The organism is Stenotrophomonas sp. YJH_SMC_73, assembly GCF_059370155.1.
Map to the genome: position 1 here is coordinate 115,698 of NZ_JCAFTJ010000011.1, position 18,893 is coordinate 134,590.

General features: G+C 67.0%; 18 protein-coding genes and 1 riboswitch. Of the genes, 3 read left to right on the top strand and 15 right to left on the bottom strand.

The features are described 5' to 3' along the window. Positions 1-22: 22 nt before the first annotated feature. From AC5P8R_RS17285 to AC5P8R_RS17325, 9 genes are all read right to left on the bottom strand, one after another. A complete protein-coding gene (locus tag AC5P8R_RS17285) occupies positions 23-1,795 on the bottom strand; it encodes a DUF885 domain-containing protein (RefSeq protein ID WP_495223664.1) in 1,773 nt (590 codons plus the stop codon). A gap of 213 nt (positions 1,796-2,008) precedes the next feature. After that, positions 2,009-2,356: a lipid-A-disaccharide synthase N-terminal domain-containing protein gene (locus AC5P8R_RS17290; RefSeq protein ID WP_014648879.1), complete on the bottom strand. Its 348-nt coding sequence runs from the start codon at positions 2,354-2,356 to the stop codon at positions 2,009-2,011. Then, a complete protein-coding gene (locus AC5P8R_RS17295) occupies positions 2,356-3,078 on the bottom strand; it encodes a glycosyltransferase family 2 protein (protein ID WP_005420380.1) in 723 nt (240 codons plus the stop codon). The genes AC5P8R_RS17290 and AC5P8R_RS17295 overlap by 1 nt, the downstream gene beginning before the upstream one ends. Before the next feature lie 90 nt (positions 3,079-3,168). Then, positions 3,169-4,134, bottom strand: coding sequence for an NAD-dependent epimerase/dehydratase family protein (locus AC5P8R_RS17300; RefSeq protein ID WP_053494542.1), 966 nt, complete (start codon positions 4,132-4,134; stop codon positions 3,169-3,171). A gap of 45 nt (positions 4,135-4,179) precedes the next feature. Then, positions 4,180-4,914 carry a suppressor of fused domain protein gene (locus AC5P8R_RS17305; protein ID WP_262087746.1) on the bottom strand — a complete coding sequence of 245 codons (735 nt, stop codon included), beginning with the start codon at positions 4,912-4,914 and terminating at the stop codon, positions 4,180-4,182. A gap of 127 nt (positions 4,915-5,041) precedes the next feature. Beyond that, positions 5,042-5,965, bottom strand: coding sequence for a ParB/RepB/Spo0J family partition protein (locus AC5P8R_RS17310; RefSeq protein ID WP_014648883.1), 924 nt, complete (start codon positions 5,963-5,965; stop codon positions 5,042-5,044). Further along, positions 5,965-6,762 (bottom strand): ParA family protein, encoded by a 798-nt coding sequence (locus tag AC5P8R_RS17315; protein ID WP_014648884.1) that lies wholly within the window; start codon positions 6,760-6,762, stop codon positions 5,965-5,967. The genes AC5P8R_RS17310 and AC5P8R_RS17315 overlap by 1 nt, the downstream gene beginning before the upstream one ends. Positions 6,763-6,874: 112 nt before the next feature. Then, positions 6,875-7,513 carry a 16S rRNA (guanine(527)-N(7))-methyltransferase RsmG gene (rsmG, locus tag AC5P8R_RS17320; RefSeq protein WP_495223665.1) on the bottom strand — a complete coding sequence of 213 codons (639 nt, stop codon included), beginning with the start codon at positions 7,511-7,513 and terminating at the stop codon, positions 6,875-6,877. 39 nt (positions 7,514-7,552) lie between these two features. Continuing rightward, positions 7,553-8,152, bottom strand: a complete 600-nt coding sequence (locus tag AC5P8R_RS17325; RefSeq protein WP_046433275.1) for a 4'-phosphopantetheinyl transferase family protein — start codon at positions 8,150-8,152, stop codon at positions 7,553-7,555. 84 nt (positions 8,153-8,236) lie between these two features. Here AC5P8R_RS17325 and AC5P8R_RS17330 point away from each other — a divergent pair, with 84 nt between their 5' ends. After that, a complete protein-coding gene (locus AC5P8R_RS17330) occupies positions 8,237-8,488 on the top strand; it encodes a GlsB/YeaQ/YmgE family stress response membrane protein (protein WP_014648887.1) in 252 nt (83 codons plus the stop codon). 72 nt (positions 8,489-8,560) lie between these two features. On the opposite strand, the gene xth is transcribed toward AC5P8R_RS17330, so the two are convergent. The 4 genes from xth to AC5P8R_RS17350 all read right to left on the bottom strand — a co-directional run bounded on the left by xth (position 8,561) and on the right by AC5P8R_RS17350 (position 14,448). Continuing rightward, positions 8,561-9,328: an exodeoxyribonuclease III gene (xth, locus tag AC5P8R_RS17335; RefSeq protein ID WP_495223666.1), complete on the bottom strand. Its 768-nt coding sequence runs from the start codon at positions 9,326-9,328 to the stop codon at positions 8,561-8,563. Between the two features lie 192 nt (positions 9,329-9,520). Then, positions 9,521-10,930, bottom strand: a complete 1,410-nt coding sequence (locus tag AC5P8R_RS17340; RefSeq protein ID WP_495223667.1) for a coniferyl aldehyde dehydrogenase — start codon at positions 10,928-10,930, stop codon at positions 9,521-9,523. Between the two features lie 198 nt (positions 10,931-11,128). Then, positions 11,129-12,793: an MFS transporter gene (locus AC5P8R_RS17345; protein ID WP_014648890.1), complete on the bottom strand. Its 1,665-nt coding sequence runs from the start codon at positions 12,791-12,793 to the stop codon at positions 11,129-11,131. A gap of 227 nt (positions 12,794-13,020) precedes the next feature. Continuing rightward, on the bottom strand, positions 13,021-14,448 hold the full coding sequence (locus AC5P8R_RS17350; protein WP_046433283.1) for a DcaP family trimeric outer membrane transporter: 1,428 nt from the start codon (positions 14,446-14,448) through the stop codon (positions 13,021-13,023). Between the two features lie 245 nt (positions 14,449-14,693). Between AC5P8R_RS17350 and acs the strand changes: the two genes are divergently transcribed. After that, on the top strand, positions 14,694-16,637 hold the full coding sequence (gene acs / locus AC5P8R_RS17355) for an acetate--CoA ligase (protein ID WP_495223668.1): 1,944 nt from the start codon (positions 14,694-14,696) through the stop codon (positions 16,635-16,637). A gap of 97 nt (positions 16,638-16,734) precedes the next feature. Then, positions 16,735-17,400, top strand: coding sequence for a response regulator transcription factor (locus tag AC5P8R_RS17360; protein WP_006477308.1), 666 nt, complete (start codon positions 16,735-16,737; stop codon positions 17,398-17,400). A 102-nt stretch (positions 17,401-17,502) separates the two neighbouring features. Here AC5P8R_RS17360 and AC5P8R_RS17365 read toward each other — a convergent pair whose 3' ends face one another. Continuing rightward, positions 17,503-17,958, bottom strand: coding sequence for an REP-associated tyrosine transposase (locus AC5P8R_RS17365; RefSeq protein WP_126411537.1), 456 nt, complete (start codon positions 17,956-17,958; stop codon positions 17,503-17,505). A 146-nt stretch (positions 17,959-18,104) separates the two neighbouring features. Continuing rightward, positions 18,105-18,680, bottom strand: a complete 576-nt coding sequence (locus AC5P8R_RS17370; RefSeq protein WP_032957840.1) for a manganese efflux pump MntP — start codon at positions 18,678-18,680, stop codon at positions 18,105-18,107. An 88-nt stretch (positions 18,681-18,768) separates the two neighbouring features. Beyond that, a riboswitch (yybP-ykoY riboswitch) is annotated at positions 18,769-18,858 on the bottom strand. Positions 18,859-18,893: the final 35 nt, after the last annotated feature.

Sequence of the window (18,893 nt, forward strand, 5' to 3'; positions counted from 1 at the left end):
GGCCGGCACTACCCTTGCACGGTCAGGCCTTCTTGCGCTCGGCGATGTAGGCCTGGATCTGCTGTTCCAACACCGGCAGCGGCACCGAGCCCTGCTTGAGCAGGGTGTCGTGGAAGCCCTTGATGTCGAACTTGTCGCCCAGCTCCTTCTCGGCCTGCGCACGCAGGCGCACGATGGCGATCTCGCCCAGCTTGTAGCTCAGCGCCTGGCCAGGCCAGGAGATGTAGCGGTCCACCTCGGTGGTCACTTCATGCTCGCTCAGCGCGGTGTGGTCACGCAGGTAGGCCAACGCCTGCTCGCGGGTCCAGCCCTTGCTGTGCACGCCGGTGTCGATCACCAGGCGCGCGGCACGCCACATCTCGTAGGTCAGGCGGCCGAAATCCTCGTACGGGGTTTCGTAGATGCCCATCTCCACGCCCAGTTTCTCGCAGTACAGCGCCCAGCCTTCGCCATAGGCGGAGATGTAGGCGTTGCGGCGGAACTCCGGCAGGTTCTTCTGCTCGGCGGCGATCGCGCCCTGCAGCGAGTGGCCCGGATCGGATTCATGCAGGGTCAGCGCCGGCAGGTTGTACAGCGGGCGCGACGGCAGGTTGTAGGTGTTGAGCCAGTAGGTGCCCATGCCACCGCGGCCGGCCGTCCAGAACGGTGCGATGTCCGGCGGCACCGGCACGATGGTGAAGCGCGCGCGCGGCAACGTCATGTACTTGCCCAGCTGGCCGTCCGCCCGCTTGGAGATCCACGCGGCACGCGACAGCAGCTCTTCCGGCGTCTTTGCATAGAACTGCGGATCGGTACGCAGGAAGGCCAGGAACTCGGCGAAGCTGCCCTTGAACTTCACCTGCTTGATGATGTCGTTCATTTCCTTCTGGATGCGCTCGACCTCGCCCAGGCCGATGCGGTGGATCTCGTCCGGCGACAGGTCCAGCGTGGTGTATTCGTGGATCTGCTGCCGGTAGTACGCCTTGCCATCGGGCATCGCTTCGGCGGCCAGGGTGGTGCGCGCCTGTGGCACGTACTCGTTGACGAAGAAGGTGCGCAGCTGCTGGAACGCCGGCACCACCTTGCCGCTGATCGCCGCGCGCGCCTGCGCCTGCAGCCTGGCCTGCTCGGCGGTCGGGATGGTGGTGGGCAGCTTCTTGAACGGCGCGTACAGCGGCGATTCGGTCGGGTCCTTCAGCTCGGCGACGGTGGCGATGGACACTTCGCGGCCATCGAGCACCGCGCGCGGCACGCTGAAACCACGCTTCAGGCCGGCGCGCATGTTCTCGGTCTGCTGGCCGAAGTAGCGCGGTACATCATTCAGGCGTGCGATGTAGTTCTGGTAGTCCTGCACGGTCTTCATCTCGCGCCGGGCCATGAAGGACAGGTTGGACCAGAACGAGGAATCGGCGTTGAACGGCATCTCGTAGCCGCGCAGGCGCGTCTCTTCGGCCAGGTTGAACACCTGGTCGTGGTAGATCGCGTAGTTGACCTGGTTGTCGGCCGACAGGGTCTTCGGGTCGATCTTCTTCAGCGCGGCCAGGGTCTCATCCCACACCTTCAGGCGCGCCTGCTGCGCGGCCGGGCCGACGTCGGGCATGCGGGTGGCGTTGGCCGGGGCGTCCTCGTCCTCGCTGGCCTCGCCACCGCCCTGCTGGCGCCACTTCCATTCCTTCTCGTACAGCGCGCGGAAGGCGGCGTCGGCGGGCGATTCAGTGGCCACGCCGGACGGTGCGGCGGTGGCGGGCGGCGCGGCCAGGGCCACGGCGGGGGCGGACAGGGCGATCAGCAGGGCAACGGCAAGACGGGTTTTCACGAGCACAGGTTCCCGGGAAGGCAGACCCCGATCATGGCACCGCCCATCGCCCGTGGCATGGGACGAAGGTCCTGCCTGCGCAGCAGACCGGGGCCCCGGTAGCCAGGTACGCAGTAGACCCACGTCATGCGTGGATGCGCCGCGGATCCGGACGGGGTGATCCGGACGGGGTCAGAGCCCTTTCCCATGAAAAGGGATCCGACCCCCGGGGCCTCAGTGGCTGGCCTTGTCGCGCTTCCAGCCGCGGTGCTTGATGTCCAGGTGCAGGCTGTACAGCGCGGTGAACGCCGGGAACAGGTTCTGCAGCACGCCCACCGAGTCCTGCTTGGCCGAGAACAGGAAGTAGCTCAGCGTCATCAGGCTGCCGAGCACGCTCATGTACCAGAACAGGCGCGGGATCACCGGCTTGCCGGCGCGCTTGGACGCGACGAACTGGACCAGCCAGCGGCCGCCGAACATCAGCGCGCCGGTATAGCCGATCAGCTTCCAGCCGGTCACGTGCAGGCCGGTCCAGTACAGCCAGGTCAGCGGCTGGTCGAGCCAATGCAGCTCCAGATCCATCAGCGCTCCTCCACCGCGGTGCGCTTGCTGCGGGTGATCAGCCAGGCCACGCCACGCAGGTCGCGGATGCCGACCAGCGCGCGGCCGAGGTTGTTGTACTTGGACACGCCAGCGGTACGGTGGCGGTGGTTGACCGGCACGCTGGTGGTCTTCCAGCCGGCGCGCTGCATCAGCGCCGGCAGATAGCGGTGCATGTGGTCGAAGTACGGCAGGTCGAGGAACGCGCTGCGTTCGAACAGCTTGATGCCGCAGCCGGTATCGGGCGTATCGTCGCGCAGCATGCGTGCACGGATGGCGTTGGCCCATTTGCTGGCCCAGCGCTTGCTGCCGCTGTCCTGGCGGTTGACGCGCCAGCCGGCGAACAGCTTCACCTGCGCCTCGGCGGCGTCGCGTGCGGCGAGCAGCTTGGGGATATCGGCCGGATCGTTCTGGCCATCGCCATCCAGGGTCGCGATCCACGGCGCGCGCGCGTGCTTGACGCCGGTGCGCACCGCGGTGCTCTGCCCGCTCTGGTTCACATGGTGCAGCACGCGCAGTTCCGGGGTGGTCGCCTTCAGTCCCTGCAGCACCGCCAGGGTGTCATCGCGCGAGTGATCGTCGATGTAGACGATTTCGAACGGCAGCCGGCCACGCAGCGCGGCGGTGATTTCGGCGACCAGCGGGGCGACATTGTCGCGCTCGTTGAATACCGGGACGACAACGGAAAGCTCGGGTTGGCTCATAAGGCACTCGGCCAAAGGGGGGACAAAGACCGCGCATTCTCCGCTGCCGAGGTTATCCGAAGATGAACCCCGCGGCGTGAGGATCCATCCTCAGGCGCGATCGCCAAAATACTCGCGGCACCACTGCACCACAGGCGGCAGGCCTTCTTCGATCGGGGTCACCGCATCGAAGCCGAAAGCGTCATGTGCGCGCCGGGTATCGGCCATCGTGCGCACCATGTCGCCGGGCTGCATGGGCTTGTACACCTTCTGCGCGGGGCGGCCGGCGGCCTGCTCGATCACGCTGATGAAGCGCTCCAGCTCGACCGGCGTATGGTTGCCGAGGTTGAACACCCGGTGCGGCACCGGGCCGTCGGCCGGATGCGCGAGGGCGCCGAGGATACCGGACACAATGTCGGAGACATGTGTGAAATCGCGCTGCATGCGGCCCTCGTTGAACACGTCGATCGGCCGCCCGGCCAGCACCGCGCGGGAGAACAGCAGCGGTGCCATGTCCGGCCGGCCCCACGGGCCATACACGGTGAAGAAGCGCAGGCCGGTGGCATGCAGGCCGTACAGCTGCGCGTAGGTATGGGCCATCAGCTCATTGGCCGCCTTGGTCGCCGCGTACAGCGAACGCGGCTGGTCTACGCGCTGGTCCTCGGAGAACGGCGGCGTGGCCGAATCGCCGTAGACCGAGCTGCTGGAGGCATACACCAGGTGCTGCACGCCACGGTGGCGGCACAGTTCGAGCATGTTGACGAAGCCGACCAGGTTGCTGTCGACGTAGGCGTGCGGGTTTTCCAGCGAATAGCGCACGCCGGCCTGGGCGGCCAGATGGATCACCGCCGTCGGCTGCACTTCATCGAACAGCGCAGCCAGGCCCTCGCGGTCGGTCAGGTCCAGCGCGCGCAGGTCCAGCGACGGGCACAGCGCGGCCACGCGGTCGCGCTTGATCTGCGGGTCGTAGTAATCGTTGAAGTTGTCCAGGCCGACCACGGCCTGGCCGGCCTCCAGCAGTGCGCGGGCGGTGTAGGCACCGATGAAGCCGGCAGCGCCGGTGAGCAGGATGGTCATGGCAGGGGCCTGGAAACGAAGTTCAGGCCCCTGATGTTACCGGTCTCAGAACAAACCGAAACGCTTCTTCGCCACGTTGGTGCGGCCGGGTTCGATTACATCCTGGATCTTCTTCGCGTCGAAGCGGTCGAGCAGCGCCTCGGCGCCCTTCCTCAGCTTCAGGTCCATCTCTTCGGGGTACAGCGGGACCAGGCTCATGAAGCTGATGGTCTTGCCGTCGTCCAGTTCCAGCATGGCAAAGTCCTCCGGGGTGGTTACCGGCGGCAGCACGATGGCGCCGTCGAAGCCCACGCCCGGCGCATAGGGCTCGCTGGGATGGCCGTTGGGAATGGTGTGGCCGAAGCCCAGCCAGGTGTCGTACTCGTGCGGCAACCGCGCCATGCCCTTCAGCAGGCGCACCGGCCAGTAATTGCGCTCGTCCTCGAAGGCGTCCTGGGAGATGGGCCAGTCCGCCGGCAGGGTCACCATCAGTTCCATGTAGCGCGGCACGTCCGCGTCCACCTCGGCGGGCACGGTCATCGGCAGGTCGCTCATGCCGGAGGTGACCAGGCGCAGGTAAGGGCAGTGGTCATTGGCCGGCACCACGTGCACGTCGATGTGCACCAGGTCGGAGATGATCTCGTGGAAGACACCGGACACCGGGCCCAGATGGCGTTCGAGGTGGGCGCTGATCGCCTCGATGTGGCGTTCTTCGCCGGTGGCGAGCACGAAGTCCTTTTCGCGGCGATGTACCAGTATCTGGGTGCCGTCCGGGCTGACGTCCTCGTATTCGTTGCTCATGTCCTGCTCCCTGGATGAGGCCACGGACCGGAAGGCAGTGCATTCCCACGGCGCGCGCGGCGGTACGTTCCCTGTCATTGGCGGGACACGGCAGGAACGGGCCGCGCCCCCTGTCACTGCGCCGGGCTCAGCCCTGGCGCGTGCGCAGCTTTTCCAGCACGCCGTCCAGGGTATCCAGGTCGGTGTAGTGGATGATCAGCTTGCCCTTGCCACCGCGGCCATGATTGATCGCCACCTTGGCGCCCAATGCTTCGGACAGTTCGGTTTCCAGCGAGGCGATGTCGGCCTGCTGCACCTTCGGCGTGGCCGCCGGGCGGTTGCTCGGCACCTTGCCGGCGGCGAAGGCCTGCGCACGGCGCTCGACCTCGCGCACCGACCAGCCTTCATCGGCTGCTTCCTGGGCCAGCTTGCCGGCCAGCTCGGGAGCCAGGGTCAGCAGCGCGCGGGCGTGGCCCATTTCCAGGCGGCGGGTTTCCAGCAGCAGGCGGATCGCCACCGGCAGCTCCAGCAGGCGCAGCAGGTTGGACACCGCCGCGCGCGAGCGGCCGACGGCCTCGGCGGCCTCGGCATGGGTCAGGGTGAACTCGCTGATCAGGCGCTGCAGCGCCTCGGCTTCTTCCAGCGGGTTGAGGTCTTCGCGCTGGATGTTCTCGATCAGCGCCATCGCGATGACGGTGCGGTCTTCCAGCTCGCGCACCACCACCGGCACTTCGTCCAGGCCGGCCAGCTGCGATGCGCGCCAACGGCGTTCACCGGCGACGATTTCGTAGTTGCCTGCCGGCAGCTGGCGCACCAGGATCGGCTGGATCACGCCCTGCGACTTGATCGAGTCGGCCAGCTCGGACAGCTTGCCCTCGTCCATCTCGCGGCGCGGCTGGTACTTGCCCGGCTGCAGCTGGCCGACCGGCAACTTGCGCAGCACTTCACCCGGCAGCGGCTCGATCACCGCGGTGGTGGCCTGCACCTGGCTGACCGCGCCTTTCGGGCCCAACAGCGCATCCAGGCCACGGCCGAGGCCTCGCTTCTTGGCTGCCGGCTTGCTGCTGGTCATCAGACGATCTCCACGGCCTTGCCGGCCTTGTTGCGTTCGTTGTTGCGGCGGATGATCTCGCCGGCCAGGCCCAGGTAGGCCACGCCACCGCGCGAGGCGCGGTCGTAGCCGACGATGCTCTGGCCATGGCTGGGTGCCTCGGCCAGGCGCACGTTGCGCGGCACGATGGTGCGGAACACGCGGTCGCCGAAGTGCTCGGTGAGCTCGGCCGACACTGCGTTGGCCAGGTTGTTGCGCACGTCGAACATGGTGCGCAGCACGCCTTCGATCTCCAGCGCCGGGTTCAGGCTGGTGCGCAGCGCTTCGATGGTTTCCACCAGCGCGCTCAGGCCTTCCAGCGCGTAGTACTCGCACTGCATCGGCACGATCACCGAGTCGGCGGCGGCCAGCGCGTTGAGCGTCAGCAGCGACAGCGCCGGCGGGCAGTCGATCAGGATGTAGTCGTACTCGTCGCGGATCGGCGCCAGCGCGCGCTTCAGGCGCTGCTCGCGCTCGCTCTGGCCCATCAGCTGGATCTCGGCGGCGGTCAGGTCGATATTGCCGGGCAGCAGGTCGTAACCCTCGGCAGTCTGCACGCGTACATCGGCAGCGCTGTTCTCGCCGAGCAGCAGGTCACAGGTGGAGGCGGCCAGCTCGCGTTTGTCCACGCCACTGCCCATGGTCGCGTTGCCCTGCGAATCCAGGTCGACCAACAGCACGCGCTTGGGTGCGTTGGCCAGGGAAGCGGCCAGGTTGACGGCGGTCGTGGTCTTGCCGACGCCACCCTTCTGGTTGGCGATGGCGATGATGCGGGCCATGCGGGTGTGCCTCGTCGACGTGTGCTGGGACCGGTCATTATGCGTACAACCGGCCCCTTGCGGAAATCGTGGATCGCCAACCCGTTGTTCCACAAGGGGCTGGCGGCGGGAATCAGGGGCCTGTAACAGCGACCAGGTGGCGTTCGCCGGCCAGGCCGGGCACGCTCAACGGGGTCACCTCGCGCACCTGCCAGCCCGCCGGCAGGTCCGCGATCTCCTCATGCGGGTAGACGCCCTTCATGGCCAGCAGTACGCCGCCGGGGCGCAGCAGGTGGCCACCGACGCGGACGATGCCGGCCAGGGTGTCCATCGCGCGCGCGGTCAGCTGGTCGTAGCGGCCGGCCTCGTCCAGCGCCTCGGCGCGCGACTCGGCCACGCGGGCGTTGCCCAGGCCGAGCTGGCGCACGGCTTCGCGCATGAAGCGCGCCTTCTTGCCGTTGCTCTCGACCAGGGTGACCTGCAGGCCCGGGCAGGCGATCGCCAGCGGGATGCCGGGCAGCCCGGGGCCGGTGCCAAGGTCGGCCAGGCTGCCGTCGGCCACGAACGGCTGCATCGCCAGCGAGTCGAGCAGGTGGCGGGTGACCATCTCCTGCGGGTCGCGGATGGCGGTGAGGTTGTAGGTGCCGTTCCAGCGGTGCAGCAGGGCCAGGTAGCGCAGCAACGGCGGCGCCAGCGCGGCGTCCAGGCCCATGCTGGCCAGGCCCTGTTCCAGCGTGGCAGACACGCTGGCGGGAAGTGGGTGTTCGCTCATGCCGGCATTATCGCCGGTTTTGCGCGCCGATTCCCCGCTTCAGTGTGGATACCAGGCCAATGCGGCGCGGAACTGGCCGCTGGCCTGCCACTCGTGCAGGTGCCAGCGCGCGGCCTCGCCCAGTTCCGGGTCGCACCAGCGCAGGTGCAGGGCGCCATCGGGCCCGGGCGCCAGCTGCAGGCGGTGCAGGCCGAACGAGATGCCCTGCCCATGCGCCTTGAGGATAGCCTCCTTGACGCACCACACGCGGAAGAACCAGTGCTCGCGCCCGGCCTCATCCAGGCGTTCCAGCCAGGCCACCTCCTGCGGGTGGAAGAAGCGCCGCACGATTTCCAGCAGGCGCGGTCGCGGCCGCAGCAGCTCCAGGTCCACGCCCAGCCGCACGCCTTCGCCCAGCGCCACCAGCAGCACCTCGCCGCTGTGGCTCCAGCCGGTGCCGTAGTGGGCCAACGGGCCGCTCAGTTCCGGCCGGCCCTTGTCATCACGGACCAGCGGCAGCGTCTGCGGGTCGGCGCCCAATGCCTGCGCCAGCACCTGCCGCGCCTGCGGTTCACCACGCTGGCCCGGCACATGCGGGCGCCGCCAGACCGTCACCGGACCGAAGCGCCAGGGGCCATCGAGGGTGGCTGGCAGGCTCATGCGCACACGCCCATCACGCAATTCCACGACGGGTTCACAGCCCTGCGCGTCAACTGGTCACAGTTCCCCACCGGAGGTTCGATCATGGGCATCATCATCTGGCTGATCGTCGGCGGCATCGTAGGCTGGCTGGCCAGCATCATCATGAAGCGCGATGCCCAGCAGGGCATCATCCTCAACATCGTGGTCGGCATCGTCGGCGCGCTGATTTCCGGCTGGCTGTTCGGCGGCGGCATCAACGAAGCGATCACCCTCCGCACCTTCCTGTTCTCGCTGATCGGTGCGGTGATCCTGCTGGCGATCGTCAACCTGTTCACCCGCAAGAGCATACGGTGATCTGAGGGTAGTGCCGGCCACTGGCCGGCAGATGTTCCAGAACGGGCCCGGCAATCGTCGGGCCCTGTTCGTTCAACCGATCTGCACCCAGGCCGGCGCATGGTCACTCGGGCGTTCCCAGGTGCGCGGCTCGCGGTCGATGCCCGAGGCCACCGCACTGCCCTTCAGCGCATCGGAGACCAGGGTCAGGTCGATGCGCAGGCCCAGGTTGCGGCGGAAGCCGGCGGCACGGTAGTCCCACCAGCTGAAGGTACCCGCCTCGTCGTTGTGCAGGCGGAAGCCATCGTGCAGGCCCAGCTGCAGCAGCTTGTTCAATGCGCCGCGCTCGGCGGTGGAGGTCAGGATGTGGTTGTCGTTCCACACCGCCGGGTCGTGCACGTCGCGCGCGTCCGGGGCGATGTTGAAGTCGCCCATCACGATCAGCTTCGGGTGGCGCTGCAGCTCTTCGGCGATCCAGGCATGCACCGCTTCCAGCCAGCGCAGCTTGTAGTCGTACTTGTCGGTACCGATGTCCTGGCCGTTGACCACGTACAGGTTGATCACCCGCAGGTCGCCAAAGGTGCCGGCGATGACGCGCTTCTGCTCGTCCTCGAAACCGGGAATGCCGATCTGCACGTCCTGCGCCGGCTCACGCGACAGCAGCGCCACGCCGTTGTAGGTCTTCTGGCCGGCGAACACGCTGCGATAGCCTGCGGCGATCAGCGCCGAATCGGGGAACTTGTGGTCCTCCAGCTTGGTTTCCTGGATGCCGACGATGTCCGGGCCGAAGTCCTTGAGCCACTGCTCCAGGTGCGGCAGGCGGACATTGAGCGAATTGACGTTCCACGAGGCGATCTTCATGGGGGCATTCTACCCGGGCCAGCTTTGGTAGACGCCAACCTTGGTTGGCGCCGGCAATCACCCTGTGCCAACCAAGGTTGGCAGCTACCAGAATGGGCCGCGCGGGTTGGCACCCACCGGTAGTGCCGGCTGCTGGCCGGCAACCCCTTGAACCGTCGGCAGGACCCCGCAGTTGCCGGCCAGCGGCCGGCACTACCGAAGCAGCAGCTTCAACAACCCCGCAATCTTCGAATACGGCGGCCGCAGCCGGTCGCTGGCCGCCCAGCGCGACTGCCACAGCACCGGCAGCCGCTTGCTCATCGCATCGAACCCGGCGCGGCCGTGGTACGCGCCCATGCCGCTGGCCCCTACCCCGCCAAACGGCAGGCCATCGGCGGCGAAGTGCAGCAGCGTGTCATTCACCGTCACCCCGCCGGCCACCACCTGGCCGAGGATGCGCTCCACCGCCGCGCGGTCGTGGCTGAAGGGATACAGCGCCAGCGGCCGGTCGCGGGACAGCACGTCGCCCAGCGCCGCCTCCAGGTCCGGGTAGGCCCGCACCGGAAGGATCGGGCCGAAGATCTCCTCGCGCATCAGGTCCAGGTCGTCCGGCGGGTCCAGCACCACGGTCGGCACCAGCAGGCGCTCGCGGTCGGCGCGCGCGTCATCCACCTGCGCCAACGGAATCACCGGCACCCCGCGTTGCCGCGCCTGTGCCAGATAGCCCTGCAGGCGCCGGTACTGACCTTCATTGATGATGCGGGTGTAGTCGTCGGCATCGCTGAAGTCGCCATAGCGCTCGCGCACCTGCTGCTGCAGCGCCTGTACGAATTCGCGCTGGCGAACGGTATCGATCAGCACGTAATCCGGCGCGATGCAGGTCTGGCCCGCGTTGAACCACTTGCCGGTGGCCAGCCGCGCAGCGGCTTTGTCCAGCGGGAAATCGCGACAGACAATCGCCGGCGACTTGCCGCCCAGCTCCAGTGTGACCGGTACCAGATGCTCAGCGGCGGCGGCCATCACCTTGCGGCCAACCGCCGTCGAGCCGGTGAACAGCAGATGGTCCAGCGGCAGCGACGACACCGCTGCGGCCACATCCGCCCCACCCTGCACCACCGCCACCCGATCGGGCGGGAACACGCTGGCCAGCAGATCGGCCAGGAACGCGCTGGTGCGCGGCGTGTGTTCGGAGGGCTTGAGCAGCACGTGGTTGCCGGCGGCAATCGCGGTGGCCAACGGCACCAGCGCCAGCGTGACCGGGTAGTTCCACGGTGAGATCACCCCGACCACGCCCAGCGGCGTCGGCCGCAGCTGCGCGCGCGCCGGCCACAGCTTCCAGCCGGCCGATACGCGCTGCGGCTTCGACCAGCGCCGCAGGTGGCGCCGCAGGTGGTCGATGGCCGACAGCACACTCATGCCATCGGCCAGTTTCGATTCAACGTGGGCGCGATGCCCGAAGTCCTCGGCGATGGCCTGGGCCATTTCGTCCAGGCGTGGCTTCAATGCCTCGCGCAGACGGCGCAGGTCGGCTTCGCGCTGGTCGAGCGTGGGGCGCTGGGCCTGCCAGGCGCTGCGCAGGGTGTGCAGGAGGGCGGGAAGGTCGGCCGGCGTGGTGGTGGTCATGGGCCGACTATACGGGGTGCTGCGCAACGCAATGGTAGTGCCGGCCGCTGGCCGGCAAGGGCTTCATGTCCGCGGCGATTCAGGAGGTTGCCGGCCAGCGGCCGGCACTACCGGATGCGGGCCGAGTGGGCACGGCCCACAAGCAGAAAGGCCGCGATCTGCACCGCGGCCTTTCCTTCACTGCATGGAACCCACCGGCTACTTGGTGATATCCACGTTCTTGGTTTCGCGCAGGAACAGGCCGCCGATCACCACCGACATCAGTGCGATCGCGATCGGGTACCACAGGCCGTAGTACAGGTTGCCGGTACCGGCCACCAGCGCGAACGAGATCGCCGGCAGGAAGCCACCGAACCAGCCGTTGCCGATGTGGTACGGCAGCGACATCGAGGTATAGCGGATGCGGGTCGGGAACAGTTCGACCAGGTAGGCGGCGATCGGGCCATAGACCATGGTCACGTACAGCACCAGCAGCCACAGCATGAAGATGGTGCCGGCGATGTTGATGCGGGCGCCATCGGCCTTGGCCGGGTAGCCGGCGGTGGTCAGGGCGGTCTTCAGTTCCGCACCGAACGCATCGGCCTTGGCCTTGCCTTCTTCCTTGGTCAGGCCGGCGGCCTCATACGAGGTGACGCTGGCGCTGCCCACGTTCACCATCGCCAGCGAACCGGCGGCGGCGGGCTGCACGTCGTACGGCACACCGGCCTTGGTCAGCGCGGCGGTGGCCACGTCGCAGGAGCTGGTGAACTTGCGCAGGCCGACCGGATCGAACTGGAACGAGCAGGTAGCCGGATCGGCCACGACCAGGGCCGGCGAGCTGCTGCGGGCTTCTTCGATGGCCGGATTGGCGAAGTGGGTCAGGCCCTTGAAGATCGGGATGTAGGTGATGGCCGCCAGCAGGCAGCCGGCCAGGATGATCTTCTTGCGACCGATGCGGTCGGACAGCCAGCCGAAGAAGATGAAGAACGGCGTGCCCAGTGCCAGCGCAGCGGCGATCAGCAGGTAGGAGGTGGTGGCATCGACCTTCAGCATGCTGCTGAGGAAGAACAGCGCGTAGAACTGGCCGCCGTACCAGACCACCGCCTGGCCAGCCGCCGCACCGAGCAGGACCAGCAGCATCAGCTTCAGGTTGCCACCCTTCAGGCTGTCGCGGAACGGGGTCTTGGAGCCCTTGCCTTCAGCCTTCATCTGCTGGAACAGCGGCGATTCGCTCAGCTGCAGGCGGATCCATACCGAAATGCCCAGCAGCAGGATCGAGACCAGGAACGGGATGCGCCAGCCCCAGGCTTCGAAGGCCTCGTTGCCCAGCGTCATGCGGCAGGCCAGGATGATCAGCAGCGACAGGAACAGGCCGAGCGTGGCGGTGCACTGGATGAAGCTGGTGTACAGGCCGCGCTTGTCGTCCGGCGCGTGCTCGGCCACGTAGGTGGCGGCACCGCCGTACTCGCCGCCCATCGCCAGGCCCTGGGCCAGGCGCAGGATGATCAGGATCACCGGTGCGGCGAAACCGATCGAGGCGTAGTTGGGCAGCACGCCGACCAGGAAGGTCGAGATGCCCATGATCAGGATGGTGACCAGGAAGGTGTACTTGCGGCCGATGCGGTCGCCGAGGCTGCCGAAGAAGGCCGCGCCGAACGGACGCACGAAGAAGCCGGCAGCGAACGCCAGCAGGGCGAAGATCATGCCCGTGGTTTCATTGACGCCACTGAAGAACTGCTTGGCGATGATGGCCGCGAGCGAGCCGTACAGGAAGAAGTCATACCACTCGAAGACCGTGCCGAGGCTCGAGGCGAAGATGACTTTCTTGTGGCCCTTGGTCAGGGTGCCCGCCGCATGGTGCGGGCCTGGTGCAGTGCTGGACATAAGACGCTTCCCCTCCGAAGCAATCGTTGTGGGTGGGTGCCGACCGTTGGTCGGCACACAATCTCTGTAGGTGCCGACTTTGGCCGGCACCCCATCTCGGTAGATGCCGACCTTGGCCGGCACCCCATCTCGGTAGATGCCGACCTTGGCCGGCACCCCATCTCGGTAGATGCCGACCTTGGCCGGCACCCCATCTCGGTAGGTGCCGGCCGCTGGCCGGCACGCTCTTAGAAGCTGTACTTCGTGGTGAACTGCAACCGGGTGATGTCACCCTTGTTGCCGTTCTCCACTTCGCGACGGCCGTACATCAGCTCGGCGCCGATATCGACCTTGGGCAGCGGCGAATAGAAGATGTTGCCGCGGATGCTCTGCACGCTCTTGGTCACCAGCGGGCCGAGGATGCTGTCGTTGTCGTAGTCGCTGCGCGCGTAGATCAGGTTGGTGCGCAGCTTCGGCGAGAACGCATGCCGCCAGCCCACGTAGCCGGCCAGCACGCCGGTCGGGTTGAGCTCGTCGCGGGCCACGTCGTAGGCGCTGTCGGCGGTGATGCCCAGGCCGATGTAGCGGGCGATGCCTTCGCCGCCGGTCAGCTGGTAGTGCAGCGAATCGCTGTCACCCATCACCCACTTGCCGCCCAGGGTCAGGCCGCCAGCCACCTTGTCGGCCTTCGCGCCGGTGGTCTGGTTGTCCACCTTCAACTGGCGGACGATGCCACCGACACCAAAGGTGCCCCAGTCGCCCTTCCAGCCATAACGCATGGTCAGGTCGGGCAGGCTGCCACGGTCGGAGTTGGCGCTGGCGTTGGTCCAGGCCCCGGTGACCGGGTTGCGGGTACCGGTGAGGGTGGTGGTTTCCGGGTTTTCCAGTGCGACGCTGAAGCCGCCCTGGGTGTAGCGCACCTGGGCCTGGCGCACGAAGATCACGCCGTCGGTGGGGCCGACGAAGTCGACCGCCTCCGGCAGCGCGGCCGCGTCCATGAAGTTGGACCAGGTCTGGCCGGCCATCCAGTTGTTCCAGTACATGTAGGCGTGGCGCAGGGTCACGCCATAGGTATTGGTGGCGGTCTGGTTGCCCAGCGAGTTGCCGAAGAAGTCCATCTCGAAGAACGCACCGGCCTTGTTGCCCGATTCGCTCACGTTGTCGATGCCCAGGTTGAAGCGCGAGAACTTGGCGTGGGCGTTGAAGTCGGTGCCCGAACGCTTGCCGCTGCCGCCGGCGCCTTCCACCGGGGTCTGGCCCGGCAGGTACAGCGAACGGCCGGTGGCGTCGTCGGCCAGCTGGCCATCGCTGGTCTGGGTGGCCAGGAAGTCGGCCTTGATGAAGCCACCGATCTTGACCGTGGTGCCGGGCGCGGCGCCCGGAGTGATGGTGGTGACCTGGATCGGCTGCTTGCCCGCCGGCACCGAGGCGACCGGCTTCTGCCCGGCCTGCACCGTGCGCACTTCGGTCACCGCCTGCTGGGTCTGGCTGATCTGGGTCTGTTGTTGTTGCTGCGAAGACAGCAGCAGCTGGACCTGGCGTTCCAGTTCGGCAACGCGTGCTTCCAGTGCCTTCTCTTTGGCGGTCTCTGCGAACGCCATGCCCGGTGCGACCAGGGCGACCAACAGGCAGGCCGCCAAAGGTGTGCGCACGGCTTTCAACGTACGGTGGCTCATGTTGCCCTCTCTCCCAAGTGGCAAGGTGATGCCGCGCGTGGGGCACGGTCGAGCCGAGACTGCGGGGCGTTCGCGCACAGCGGCTATTGGCCATTGGTCGAACCCGGCCCTGCTGGGCGCTCACTTTCGACCATGGTCTAACCAGGGTGGTGACGCGGCCGGGGGTGAATGGGGCAAACTGAGGGGGATCGGTCGTTGCGATGCTGCGACCGCACATACAAAGTCAACGTGCAAGTGAGGGTGCCATGGCTGATATCTACCCCGTCGATCCGCAGTTCGCCGCCAAGGCACGCATCGACAAGACGTCGTACGAACAGCAGTACCAGGCGTCGGTGACCGACCCGGATGGTTTCTGGGGCAAGGCCGCCGAGCGCCTGCAATGGATGCGCAAGCCGACGAAGATCAAGAACGTCAGCTATGACCTGTCCGACTTCCACATCAAGTGGTTCGAAGATGGCGAGCTCAATGCCAGCGTGAACTGCCTGGATCGCCAGCTGGAAACGCGCGGCGACAAGACCGCCCTGCTGTTCGAGCCGGACGGCCCGGATGCACCGGCCCAGCACGTGACCTATCGCGAGCTGTACGAGCGCACCTGCCGCCTCGGCAACGCGCTGCGCAACCTCGGCGTCAAGAAGGGCGACCGCGTCACCATCTACCTGCCGATGATCGTCGACGCCGCGGTGGCCATGCTGGCCTGTGCGCGCATCGGTGCGATCCACTCGGTGGTGTTCGGTGGCTTCGCGCCGAATTCGATCGCCGACCGCGTCAGCGACTGCCAGAGCAAGCTGATCATCACCGCCGACGAGGGCCTGCGCGGTGGCCGCAGGATTCCGCTGAAGGCCAACGTTGATGCCGCGCTGAAGCTGCCGGGCACGAATACGGTTGAAACCGTGCTGGTGGTACGCCACACCGGCGGCGCGGTGGACATGCAGGCCCCGCGCGACCGCTGGTTCCACGATGTGGTGGACAGCCAGCCGGCCAGCTGCGAACCGGAACGCATGAACGCGGAAGACCCGCTGTTCATCCTCTACACCTCCGGTTCCACCGGCAAGCCCAAGGGCGTGCTGCACACCACCGGCGGTTACCTGCTGTACGCGGCCTACACCCATGAAGCGGTGTTCGACCTGCGCGAAGACGACGTCTACTGGTGCACCGCCGATGTCGGCTGGGTCACCGGCCACAGCTACATCGTGTACGGGCCGCTGGCCAACGGCGCGACCTCGCTGATGTTCGAAGGCGTGCCGAACTACCCGGACACCTCGCGTTTCTGGAACGTCATCGACAAGCACAAGGTGACCATCTTCTACACCGCCCCGACCGCCATCCGCGCGCTGATGCGCGAAGGCGAGGAGCCGGTGAAGAAGACATCGCGCGCGTCGCTGCGCCTGCTCGGCAGCGTCGGCGAGCCGATCAATCCGGAAGCCTGGCGCTGGTACTACGAAGTGGTCGGCGACAGCCGCTGCCCGATTGTCGATACCTGGTGGCAGACCGAGACCGGCGGCATCCTGATCTCGCCGCTGGCCGGCGCGATGGACCTCAAGCCGGGGTCGGCCACCCTGCCCTTCTTCGGCGTGCAGCCGGCGCTGGTCAATGCCGATGGCGAGGTCCAGGACGGCCCGACCGAGGGCAACCTGATCATCCGTGATTCCTGGCCGGGCCAGATGCGCACGGTGTACGGCGACCACCAGCGTTTCATCGATACCTATTTCCGCACCTACCCGGGCAGCTACTTCACCGGCGACGGTTGCCGCCGCGACGAAGACGGCTACTACTGGATCACTGGTCGCGTCGACGACGTGATCAACGTGTCCGGCCACCGCATCGGCACCGCCGAAGTGGAAAGCGCGCTGGTCTCGCACCCCAAGGTGGCCGAAGCGGCCGTGGTCGGCTTCCCGCACGACGTGAAGGGCCAGGGCATCTACGCCTACGTGACGCTGGTGGCCGAAGAGGCGCCGAGCGACGAGCTGCAGAAGGAACTGGTCGCCTGGGTGCGCAAGGAGATCGGCCCGATCGCCACGCCGGACCACCTGCAGTGGGCGCCGGGCCTGCCGAAGACCCGCTCGGGCAAGATCATGCGCCGCATCCTGCGCAAGATCGCCGAGAACGCGCCGGACCAGCTCGGCGATACCTCGACCCTGGCCGACCCATCGGTGGTGGCCTCGCTGGTGGACGAGCGCAAGGTGCGCTGACGTACGACCCGGGGCCGGATCCCGTTCCGCCAGGAACGGGCTCTGACCGCCGTAGGATCTGGCCCCATGCAGTTTCCCCCCACGGTTCCCCCCGACCATGACCACCCTCCTGATTGCCGATGACCACCCGCTGTTCCGCGAAGCCCTGCGTGGGGCCGTGCAGCGGGTCATCCCCGGCGTGCAGCTGTTCGAGGCCGACAGCGTGGAAGCGCTGTATGCACTGGCCGACCAGCACAACGACGCCGACCTGGTCCTGATGGACCTCAACATGCCCGGTGCGCAGGGTTTCAACGCGCTGGTGCACATGCGCTCGCTGCACCCGCACCTGCCGGTGGTGGTGGTGTCCGCACGCGAAGAAGCCACGGTGATGCGCCGCGCGCTCGACCACGGCGCGCTGGGCTTCATTCCGAAGTCTGCGGACTCGGACACCATCGGCCACGCACTGGGCACCATCCTCGATGGCGAGACCTGGGCACCGCCGGAAGCGCACAACGTGCCGCCCACCGGCAGCGAAGAACGCGAAGTCGGCCAGCGCCTGCGCGAGCTGACCCCGCAGCAGTTCCGCGTGCTGCAGATGCTGGGCGCCGGCCGCTTGAACAAGCAGATCGCCTACGACCTCAATGTCTCCGAAGCGACGATCAAGGCCCACGTCACCGCCATCCTGCGCAAGCTGGGCGTGACCAACCGCACCCAGGCCGTGCTGATGGCCGGCAAGCTGGCGATCGACGACGACGCCATCGTGCTGCCGCCGGAAGAAGATTGATCGTAACGGACTGCGGAGCCGAGCATGTGCTCGGCTCCGCAGCCTTCATGATGCCCCTGTAGAGCCGAGCCCATGCTCGGCTGCTCTTGGCCTCAATACCGATTACCCCCAAAGCCGCCATCGACTCCATACATAGGGGTATTCCCCGATGCGCGTGGCCAGCCCAGCACGCACGGGATTGGCTGCAATGTACATCGCCTGCGTGCGCAGGCACTCGTCACTGCGCAGCGCATGATCGTAGAACCCCGCCTGCCAGATCGGTGCGTTCGCATCAACGCGCCTGGCGATGGATCTTCCACTCCGGGACTTCAGGATCTGCATGCAGCCGGCCAGCGTTCCGGTACGCAACTCGACCAACCAATGCAGGTGGTCCGGCATGACCACCCAGGCGAGGGAGGAGGTCCGCCCCGTCCGCTCTACGGTGCGCAGCGCTTCGATCAGCAGATCGACATTGGCCTTGTCGTCGAACCAGGGACGGCGTGCGCGTGTCACAGCCGTGATCGCGTAGACATTGTCGGTCTGCGACCAGCGACCAAAGCGGAGTGCGGGACTGGCCATGCGAAGAGGCTATGGCACGCATGACAGCCTCTCCATCAGCGAAATGCCGTGCTGCATGTCGGCGAATGCTCCAATGTAGAGCCGAGCCCACGCTCGGCTGCCATGTGAAGCAGCCGAGCATGGGCTCGGCTCTACAGGGGCGGGCGTTACCCCACGCCGTGCAGGTGTTCGTACAGGATCGTTGCGCCGATGATCACCAGGATCACGCCACCGATGATCTCCGCACGCTTGCCGACCATGCTGCCCAGTACGCGGCCGAGCATGATGCCGACGGTGACCATGGTCAGCGTGCACAGGCCGATGACCGCGGCCATCACGCCGATATGCACGTCCATGAAGGCCAGACCGATGCCCACCGCCATCGCGTCGATGCTGGTGGCGAAACCGGTCAGCGCCAGCTTCCAGAAGCCGTGGTGCTGCGACGGATCTTCGTCGTCCTCGGCACTGTCCGGGCGCAGGCCGTTGTAGATCATGTGGATACCCAGCGCGCCGAGCAGGCCGAAGGCGATCCAGTGGTCGAAGGCTTCGACGTATTGCAGGGCAGCCCGACCGAGCAGCCAGCCGATGATGGGCGTGATCGCCTCGATGACGCCGAAGATGATGCCGGCACGCAATGCATCGCGGAACACCGGCTTGCGCATGGCCGCACCCTTGCCGATTGCAGCGGCGAAGGCATCGGTGGACATGGCAAAGCCGATCAGGAGGATCGAAATGGGGGACATGGGCGGTGGCTGAGGTCGGGCTGGGACGGACGCACGGCCTGCGCTCGCGCCCAACCTGACGTTGCGCGCGCGGGCCGCTGGTCTCGCCAACCATCATGGTTGTCCACGCCACGGCGCACTGGCCGAGTATGTTGACGTGGACGATTCCTGCGAAGGAATCCGGCTACTCCCCAAGGGGACGCGAAGCTTAGCATCGCGATCCGCACGTGGCGC

What these genes read in the sequence shown, in the direction of transcription:
- AC5P8R_RS17290 (WP_014648879.1), bottom strand. Translation starts at nt 2,356, where the DNA reads ATGGATCTGGAGCTGCATTGGCTCGACCAGCCGCTGACCTGGCTGTAC.
- AC5P8R_RS17295 (WP_005420380.1), bottom strand. Translation starts at nt 3,078, where the DNA reads ATGAGCCAACCCGAGCTTTCCGTTGTCGTCCCGGTATTCAACGAGCGC.
- AC5P8R_RS17300 (WP_053494542.1), bottom strand. Translation starts at nt 4,134, where the DNA reads ATGACCATCCTGCTCACCGGCGCTGCCGGCTTCATCGGTGCCTACACC.
- AC5P8R_RS17305 (WP_262087746.1), bottom strand. Translation starts at nt 4,914, where the DNA reads ATGAGCAACGAATACGAGGACGTCAGCCCGGACGGCACCCAGATACTG.
- AC5P8R_RS17310 (WP_014648883.1), bottom strand. Translation starts at nt 5,965, where the DNA reads ATGACCAGCAGCAAGCCGGCAGCCAAGAAGCGAGGCCTCGGCCGTGGC.
- AC5P8R_RS17315 (WP_014648884.1), bottom strand. Translation starts at nt 6,762, where the DNA reads ATGGCCCGCATCATCGCCATCGCCAACCAGAAGGGTGGCGTCGGCAAG.
- rsmG (WP_495223665.1), bottom strand. Translation starts at nt 7,513, where the DNA reads ATGAGCGAACACCCACTTCCCGCCAGCGTGTCTGCCACGCTGGAACAG.
- AC5P8R_RS17325 (WP_046433275.1), bottom strand. Translation starts at nt 8,152, where the DNA reads ATGAGCCTGCCAGCCACCCTCGATGGCCCCTGGCGCTTCGGTCCGGTG.
- AC5P8R_RS17330 (WP_014648887.1), top strand. Translation starts at nt 8,237, where the DNA reads ATGGGCATCATCATCTGGCTGATCGTCGGCGGCATCGTAGGCTGGCTG.
- xth (WP_495223666.1), bottom strand. Translation starts at nt 9,328, where the DNA reads ATGAAGATCGCCTCGTGGAACGTCAATTCGCTCAATGTCCGCCTGCCG.
- AC5P8R_RS17340 (WP_495223667.1), bottom strand. Translation starts at nt 10,930, where the DNA reads ATGACCACCACCACGCCGGCCGACCTTCCCGCCCTCCTGCACACCCTG.
- AC5P8R_RS17345 (WP_014648890.1), bottom strand. Translation starts at nt 12,793, where the DNA reads ATGTCCAGCACTGCACCAGGCCCGCACCATGCGGCGGGCACCCTGACC.
- AC5P8R_RS17350 (WP_046433283.1), bottom strand. Translation starts at nt 14,448, where the DNA reads ATGAGCCACCGTACGTTGAAAGCCGTGCGCACACCTTTGGCGGCCTGC.
- acs (WP_495223668.1), top strand. Translation starts at nt 14,694, where the DNA reads ATGGCTGATATCTACCCCGTCGATCCGCAGTTCGCCGCCAAGGCACGC.
- AC5P8R_RS17360 (WP_006477308.1), top strand. Translation starts at nt 16,735, where the DNA reads ATGACCACCCTCCTGATTGCCGATGACCACCCGCTGTTCCGCGAAGCC.
- AC5P8R_RS17365 (WP_126411537.1), bottom strand. Translation starts at nt 17,958, where the DNA reads ATGGCCAGTCCCGCACTCCGCTTTGGTCGCTGGTCGCAGACCGACAAT.
- AC5P8R_RS17370 (WP_032957840.1), bottom strand. Translation starts at nt 18,680, where the DNA reads ATGTCCCCCATTTCGATCCTCCTGATCGGCTTTGCCATGTCCACCGAT.